This is a genomic window from Pseudobacter sp. (assembly GCF_051955275.1).
In the GTDB taxonomy this organism is placed as follows: domain Bacteria; phylum Bacteroidota; class Bacteroidia; order Chitinophagales; family Chitinophagaceae; genus Pseudobacter.
In genome coordinates this window covers 1-6,216 of record NZ_JBQCGW010000289.1, presented here as the reverse complement: position 1 = coordinate 6,216, position 6,216 = coordinate 1, and the positions used below count along the sequence as shown (strand labels likewise).

Genomic DNA, 6,216 nt, shown 5'->3' with positions numbered 1-6,216 from the left:
GAAAGGACGCACCATCGATGATATGCTCAACGTGGCAGCCAGCATTCCCATGGTAAGCGATATCAAGGAAGTGATCACAGAACTGAAAGCAAGAGGTTATATCATCGGTATTATCAGCAACAGTTATACGCTGATCACCAATTATGTGAAGCAACAGATCGGAGCTGATTTCACCTATGCCAACCAGCTTGAATTCTTTGAAGGGAAATGCACCGGCGAAGTGAACCTGCCTTCCTACTGGTTTGGCTCACCCGACAGTATCTGCGGACATGCCTATTGCAAAACGAATGTATTGCAGCATGTTTGCGAGAAGTACAGCGTGCAGCTGAAGAACTGTATTGTAGTGGGCGACAGCCGGGATGACCGTTGTATGGTAGGCCATGGCGGCGCAGGAGTGGCTTTCCGTACCAAAGACGAGCTGCTCAGAACAATAGCAGGCACCAACATAGAAGAGGAAAGCTTCCAGTCCCTGCTGGAGCTGGCCGTGTAATTTTCATTTGTAAACCTTAAAAAGAACGTCTATGCCAAAATCACTGTACAATATCCTGGTTCCCGTTGATTTTACCAGTAAGAACAAATGGGCCATCTCAAAAGCCATTGAACTGGCAAACACGTTCCATTGCAACGTGCACCTGGTGCATGTGTCGTCAGGTGGACTCATGCCCCTGCTTCCACTGGATATGAGCATGCTGATGCCTTCCTATGATTCGGCCGATATGACCAATGCCCGCAAGAAACTGGAGAACCTCCGCGATATTTACAGCAATCATATCTGCGGCGGCGGAAAGCTGGAGATCAGCCTGCTGAAAGGCAATCCCAGTCAGCAGCTGGCAGATTATATCCAGAAATTTGAAATGGACCTGGTAGTGGTGGGACTGGCCCGCTTCAACCTGCTGCACCGCGTGCTCAGCACCGTTTCCATCAGCAGGCTGGCGCGCAAAACAAATGTTCCTGTGCTCACTATCCGTGCCAGTGGACTGGTAAGTCATTTCAAGAAGATCGTATTACCGCTTACGGACAATATACCGCTGCATCGTATCAAGTTTGCCACCATGCTTGCACGTTCGTTCAAATCCACTGTGTACCTGGTAAGCCTGCGTGATGAAGACAAGGAGCAGAACCCTGCCAACGGCATCATGGATACGGCGCTGGAAGTGATCCAGAGCCTCAGTACCATTCCCGTGCAGTGTTTCTGGCTCGAAGGAAAGAACCTGGCAAAGAGCACACTTGAATTTTCAAAGCGTATCAATGCTGACCTGATCATGGCCAACCCGCTGAAGGAATTCCATATGCCGGGCTGGTGGAACAGGATCACCAGAAAAGTATTATCGTACGGTTCCCGCATTCCCGTGATCTCAGACAGCCGGATCACTGAGAACCGCAACGAAACTATTTCCGCATCTTAAGTAGTTGTTTTTAGGGTTTAGGCCTCTCCTCTCAAGGTGAGGCTTTCTTTTGCAGGCATACTAACGTTAATCCCTAACCGCCATTGCAACACGGTAGAATTCATACCCTCTTTCAGGACGGTCGGGCATATAATTCTCGCGGTATTCCACTGCGCCCTTGTCTTCCACTATGCTGCAGCCGAATTTCTTACAGTAGGACTCCCTGAGCTCTTCGGGATCGAAGCCGAAAGTCCAATGTTCTTCGATCTCCGCGAGATCATTCAATAATTTCTCCGCACCGAAAAATGATTTTGGATCATCGAGCACCTGCTGGTGAATATAGGTGAAGATGAGAAAGGAGCCTTTCGCGAAGCGGCTGAAAAACCTGAAAGTATTATCCACTGCCTGGTCTGAAAGATAATTGGATACACCTTCCCAGATGATGGCCGTTGGGATGGTGAGATCGATATTACGCACCTGGGCCAACTCTTCCAGACTCTGCTCATTGAAGTCGATCTGGTAATAGCGAACATTTCCAGGCAATTTGCCCAGGTTTGATTGCAGCGCACCGAGTTTCTGCTTGGCGGTATTAGGGTGATCGATCTCAATCACAGGAAACTTATTCAGGAACTCCAGCCTGATGGACCTGGTATCGAAGCCGGCCCCTAAAATAATGACCTGCTTCACGCCCTTGTTCACAGCGCTTTGAAGCAGGTCATCGATATACCTTGTTCTGGCAACACCCGAGGTGAATCCTCCAGGCAGCATTTTATGGATCTTGTACCGGAGATAATTTCTCACCGGTGGAATAGTGGAATACTTCACGGCACGCCTCAGTCCATTGTCGAGAAAGATAATGGCATAAGGATCGTAGAAGAGGCGCTTGCCTTCAGGGCGTGTTGATTCCAGTGCTCTGAAGAATGCCATGTATTGTGCAGTGCGGCTGGCCTTATCTACTTTCATGCGGATAGACTATTTACAGGTAAAATACTCAATCCCGCCAAGAACGCCAAAACCTTTGCTGCTTCAACCAGTTACAGCTGCCTGATCTTGATACTGCGGAAGCTCACTGAGTTACCATGGTCCTGCAGCAGGATATGCCCTTTCTTCGCCTCTCCGAATGCAGGCCATACTTTGTATTTGCTGATGGCCACCAGGTCCCTGAAAGCCTGTGAGCCTCTTTCATATTCCAGCACTTTTACACCATTGAGATAGTGTTCTACATGATTGTTGGGATACACTACCAGCCTGGCTGTATTCCAGTTCCCCGGCTGCCTGATGAAGCGGGCCGTTTTTTTAGCCGTCATCAGATCATACAATGATGCGAGTGTACGGTTACCGTCCCTGCCCAGTTTGGCATCAGGGTGCAGAGTATCATCCAGCAGCTGGTACTCCAGCCCGATGGCAGAGCCCTTGCTGTCTTCTTTCAGCGTTACAAAATACTTCACACCGGAATTTGCACCTGGTGTGAGTTTGAAGTCCCAGCTCAGATCAAATGCTGCATACTCATCGTTGGTCACAATATCCCCCCCATTGGTGGATTCTGCCCCATCGGCACCGATCACATTCAGCAGGCCATCCTTCACTTCCCATCCTTTTGCCGGGAACCCTTCTCCTTTGGCGCTTCTCCAGCCATTGGTGGTTTTACCATCGAAGAGTAATTTCCAGCCATTCTTCTTTTCATAATCAGATAACTGATTAGGAATGGCGTTGTATACATAGATCCCTTTTCCGAATGGTTCGGGTTTCAGGTTACTGGTTCTGATGCGGATATTCTTCCAGTAGATCTTCTTGCCTGCCTGCTCCGGTTTACTGATGCTGTGCACCTGCAATGCAATGAAGCCGGTAGCATCCATGGTGTCTACCACGTAGGCGCAGGGAATACCATTGATCCAGGTTTTGATATGATGGCCGATGCATTCGATCTTCACATGGTTCCACTCGCCGTTCTTCCAGGCATCCTGCGCATTTTTATTGAGCGATAAGGCATAGAGCCATTCTCTTCTTCCTTCATCATAAATGCCACCTGCCCATTTGCGTGAAGAGGGATCGATATCGAGCTGGTAGCCAAACACACGGCCTGCACCGTTATTGCCCTGGGGGTTGATATGGCTGCGGAACTGCACACCACTGTTGCTGGTGGTGTCTTCCATTTTCATATCTGTTTCCAGTACAAAATCACCGTACTCCTTTTCCGTCATCAGGAAAGTGTTGGGAGAATTGGGAACAGTAGTACCTACCAGCATACCATTCTGTACTTCATAGGTGGCTTTCCCGAGCTGCTTCCAGCCTTTGAGTGTTTTACCGTCAAAGAGGCTGGTAAAGCCTTTGCCCGACTGCGCAAAAGCAGCGGGTATGCAGAGCGTAGCGATTGCGAAACCGAAGATTTTCTTCATGTGAATGAACGGGGATTAAGATGAAAAGTTATAAGAAGGTTTCCATTTCTGTATCGTGTGCGTATAAGCGGCAGCGTTAGCCAGGTGTACACAAACTGCGGTGGTTGCTCCTGTGATCACATTGGAAGTGGGCTGCTTCTTTTCAGTGATGCACTGATGGAAATCCTTCAGTGCGTACCAGGTGCCGTCCTTTCCTTTTTCTTTCAGGATGGGAATGCCGCCGTCTGTATTCCATTCAATTTTAGTGGCGCCGCTCACGCCGTCAACCACCTGTAATTCCTTACGGGTTTCCGGTTCGGGATAGAAGATACCGGAGTTCACCAGTAAGGCCACTGTCCCTTTTGTGCCTTTGAGTTTGAAAATATATCCTTCGCGTGAATTACCACAGGTGGCGCCGAAATTGCCGATCATATTCTCTTTGTTGTAACGAAGGATCACCTGCACATTGTCGAAAGTTTCCCGGCCGTCTTTGTAGAAGTCGATACCGCCTGTGCCCAGCACTTCATCGGGATGGGTATCGAATGCCCAGTTGATGAAATCGATCTGGTGAGAAAGCAGTTCTGCCACCAGCCCGCCGGAATAGGCTTTGTACATCCGCCAGTTCACCTGTTTATCCGAATACCCTGCCGGCACATTCCTGCGCCAGTTCCAGTTGCGGTCCCAACGGCAATCTATATGCGTAATTTTTCCGAGATATCCTTTTTCGATCATCTCCTTCACTTTGAAGTAAAGGGGCACATACCTGTACTGGTGACCTACCTGCAGAACCTGCGCCGGGTGCTGCTTTGCGAGCTGCACCAGTTTGGCGGCTTCCGGAATATTGTAGGTCATGGTCTTTTCCAGGAACACATGCTTGCCTGCCGCCAGTGCATCTGCTGCTATGGAATAATGCAGGTTGAGCGGTGTGGCAATGATCACGGCATGCACTTCTTTATCTTCCAGCAATTTGCGGTGGTCTTTATAGCTCTTTACGCCGGGTGCGTCTTTCAGCATTTCCTGGAGCCGGAAATCAAGCACATCACAAACGGCGGTAACGCGGAATACGGCAGGCAGTTCACGCATGATGTGTAGGATACCGCGACCTCTGTCGCCGCACCCGATAAAACCGATATTGACCGTTTGCTGTATTCCGCTGTTGAAGGCAGCCAGTAATTGCTGATGAAGTAACAGGCCGCTGGCAAGGGCACCAGCCTGGTGGAGGAATTTCCTTCTGCTCATAGTCAGTATTTCAGAACCTATTTTTAATTGCCGTTATCACGGGTCCGGGATTACTCTTCAACCCTAAATTTATCGAAAAATGTACTGGCTGTATCTGCTATGCTGCCATCTTTTTTCCGGTAAATGAAATAAGCGGCCAGTGATGGCTGCTGTTGCAGGGTTTTCAATGCTTTTTCAAGCCCCATGACCATCAGTGAATTATCCCAGGCATCCGCCGTGATGGCATCCGGCGCATACACGGTAACACTTATCAGTTCGTTCTTTGCCGGGAAGCCGGTGCGTCCGTCGATGATATGTGAGAGGGTTTGTCCACCGCTCTGTACAAACTTCCGGTAGCTGCCGGAAGTGGTGATCGCGCCATCCGGCGGACTGATCACCCGCTGTAGCAGGGGCGGCTGAAATTCGCTCTCTGCAGGGCCTTCGATCCCGATCCTGATGGGCAGGGATCCGGGATATTTTTTGCCTTTCAACCTGATCTCCCCACCTAGCTCGATCATGAAATCGTTCACGCCCTTCGCTCCGATAAAATCTGCCAGCACATCCACGCTGTATCCCTGGGCTATCCCATTCACGTCAAGGCGCACGCAGGGCTTTTGCTTGTAAAGCACCGATCCTTTCATGGATAAATATCGGGAATCCACGCAATGCATCAGGTTAGAAACAGTAAGCGAATCTGGCAATTCAGTAACCTTAATTGGACCAAATCCCCAGGCCTGGGTAACGGGTTGGATGGTGATATCGAAGATGCCTCCGGTGGCTTTCCAGGTTTGCAGGCTGGCGGCAATCACAGTGCGCAAATGCAGATCTGTTTCGATGCTGTCCGTTGCCTGGTTGAAGCGGCTGATGAGCGACCAGGGCTTGTAGATGGAAAGGGAACTATCGAGGCGTTGAAGGATGCTGTCGATGGATTGTTGTTGTACAACACTGTCTGCTGCATAGTAAGTGATATGCCAGCTGGTGCCCTGTGCAAAACCGCTGAGGTGCCAGGGACGTTTTTCAACTGGTTGTTTGCCCGCTGTGATGAAGAGGAGCAGGAGTATGGTCAGTGGCCATCGCATCAGAACAAATATAATGCGGATGCGCAAGAATGATGCAGACAATTATCAGAGTGTGGCCCCGCCCGGGGGGCGGCGGCACGGAAAGAGATTAAAGTGACAGGAGCGGGCAAAAAGAAAAGAAGGAATGAAGGAAAAATTTAAAAAAGAGAGTAGGGGAAA

General features: G+C 49.7%; 6 protein-coding genes. 2 read left to right on the top strand and 4 right to left on the bottom strand.

The features are described 5' to 3' along the window. Both ACTHMC_RS25170 and ACTHMC_RS25165 read left to right on the top strand, forming a co-directional pair. Positions 1–490: HAD family hydrolase (locus tag ACTHMC_RS25170; protein ID WP_440417515.1), on the top strand; the 490-nt coding region annotated here is incomplete at its 5' end. Positions 491–521: 31 nt separating this feature from the next. Further along, positions 522–1,406: a universal stress protein gene (locus ACTHMC_RS25165; RefSeq protein WP_440417513.1), complete on the top strand. Its 885-nt coding sequence runs from the start codon at positions 522–524 to the stop codon at positions 1,404–1,406. 66 nt (positions 1,407–1,472) lie between these two features. Here the strand turns inward: ACTHMC_RS25165 and ACTHMC_RS25160 are convergent, their stop codons facing one another. The 4 genes from ACTHMC_RS25160 to ACTHMC_RS25145 form a co-directional block, all read right to left on the bottom strand. Continuing rightward, the gene (locus tag ACTHMC_RS25160; RefSeq protein ID WP_440417511.1) at positions 1,473–2,348 is read right to left on the bottom strand and encodes a class I SAM-dependent methyltransferase; all 876 of its coding nucleotides are present in this window, start codon (positions 2,346–2,348) and stop codon (positions 1,473–1,475) included. Positions 2,349–2,419: 71 nt separating this feature from the next. Next, positions 2,420–3,781: a 3-keto-disaccharide hydrolase gene (locus ACTHMC_RS25155; RefSeq protein WP_440417509.1), complete on the bottom strand. Its 1,362-nt coding sequence runs from the start codon at positions 3,779–3,781 to the stop codon at positions 2,420–2,422. 15 nt (positions 3,782–3,796) lie between these two features. Beyond that, a complete protein-coding gene (locus ACTHMC_RS25150) occupies positions 3,797–4,999 on the bottom strand; it encodes a Gfo/Idh/MocA family protein (protein WP_440417507.1) in 1,203 nt (400 codons plus the stop codon). A 50-nt stretch (positions 5,000–5,049) separates the two neighbouring features. Then, entirely contained in the window at positions 5,050–6,057 is a 1,008-nt protein-coding gene (locus ACTHMC_RS25145; RefSeq protein WP_440417505.1) for an FAD:protein FMN transferase, read from the bottom strand. Positions 6,058–6,216: the final 159 nt, after the last annotated feature.